Origin of the sequence: Halorubrum sp. JWXQ-INN 858, assembly GCF_009806985.1 — an archaeon.
Lineage (GTDB): Archaea > Halobacteriota > Halobacteria > Halobacteriales > Haloferacaceae > Halorubrum.
This window is the reverse complement of record NZ_WUAX01000012.1, coordinates 1-1,662: the sequence shown is the minus strand read 5'-3', so window position 1 is coordinate 1,662 and position 1,662 is coordinate 1. Positions and strand designations below refer to the sequence as shown.

General features: G+C 57.7%; 2 rRNA genes. Both read right to left on the bottom strand.

The window, feature by feature from the left end:
* Nucleotides 1-78: 78 nt before the first annotated feature.
* Nucleotides 79-200, bottom strand: a 5S ribosomal RNA gene (rrf, locus tag GRS48_RS11055).
* A gap of 115 nt (nt 201-315) precedes the next feature.
* A 23S ribosomal RNA gene (locus tag GRS48_RS15100) occupies nt 316-1,662 on the bottom strand; the annotation flags it as partial.

Genomic DNA, 1,662 nt, shown 5'->3' with positions numbered 1-1,662 from the left:
CGTGTCCGTTTCGAAAGCAAACGAGCCCACGGACGCGGTGTCCGTGGGCTCGTGTCGCCCGATGTGGGCGAAATGAATGGGAGGCGGCGAAGCGAGTCTCCCAGAGGCTCGCGCACTCCAGTACTGCTCGCAACGCAGGTGAGCTTAACTTCCGTGTTCGGAACGGGTACGGGTGTTGCCTCACCGCTATGGCCGCCTTAACGTCGACTCCCGGAATCGAACCGAGATCATACCAATGTCGATGGTTCTTTCCGACCGTGTATATGTGCGATCCAGTTACCGCCTGAACTCATACGGGCTGTGGTGTCAGTGCCGTATGACTGTGGCTTGGTCTGTTAGTGCTCGTGGACTCAACACCTCGTTGCCTCGGTGCGTACATCCCGAGTCTATCGAACTCGTCTTCTACGAGTGACCTCCGCGGTACCTCTTTTCCATGTGGGTTTCGAGCTTAGATGCGTTCAGCTCTTACCCCGTGTCGCGTGGCTACCCGGCATCTGCGCTCTCGCACAACCGGTACACCAGTGGCGACCAAACGTAGTTCCTCTCGTACTATACGTTCGTTCACGTCAGGTACCTTAACACCCCCAATAGATAGCAGCCGACCTGTCTCACGACGGTCTAAACCCAGCTCACGACCTCCTTTAATAGGCGAACAACCTCACCCTTGCCCGCTTCTGCACGGGCAGGATGGAGGGAACCGACATCGAGGTAGCAAGCCACCCGGTCGATATGTGCTCTTGCGGGTGACGACTCTGTTATCCCTAAGGTAGCTTTTCTGTCATCTACGGGCCCCATCACGGAGCCTCGTAGGTTCGCTAGACCACGCTTTCGCGTCAGCGTCACTCGTTGGGAATGACACTGTCAGACCATCTTGTGCTCTTGCGCTCTTCGCCGGGTTCCCGACCCGGCTGAGATGATCTTCGGGCGCGCTCGATATCTTTTCGAGCGCGTACCGCCCCAGTCAAACTGCCCGGCTACCGGTGTACTCCTCCCGGAGTGAGAGTCGCAGTCACCGACGGGTAGTATTTCAATGCTGTCTCGGTGGCCCGCTGGCGCGGGTACCTGTGTAACGACTCCTACCTATGCTGCACATCGGCGACCACGTCTCAGCGACAGCCTGCAGTAAAGCTCTATAGGGTCTTCGCTTCCCCTTGGGGGTCTCCAGACTCCGCACTGGAACGTACAGTTCACCGGGTCCAACGTTGGGACAGTGGCGCTCTCGTTTATCCATTCATGCAAGCCGCTACTGAAGCGGCAAGGTACTACGCTACCTTAAGAGGGTCATAGTTACCCCCGCCGTTGACGGGTCCTTCGTCCTCTTGTACGAGGTGTTCAGATACCCGCACTGGGCAGGATTCAGTGACCGTACGAGTCCTTGCGGATTTGCGGTCACCTGTGTTGTTATTAGACAGTCGGAGCGCCCGAGTCACTGCGACCTGCTCCGTAGAGAGCAGGCATCCCTTCTTCCGAAGGTACGGGACTAACTTGCCGAATTCCCTAACGTCGGTTCTCCCGACAGGCCGTGGCTTTCGCTGCCAGAGCACCTGTGTCGGATCTCGGTACGGACATCATGCTCGTCTTTTCACGGGCCCTATGTACGGCTGACTTGCGCTATCTCAAGCTTCGGTCGCTTCCTGCCATGACGGCTTCCACGACGTTCCT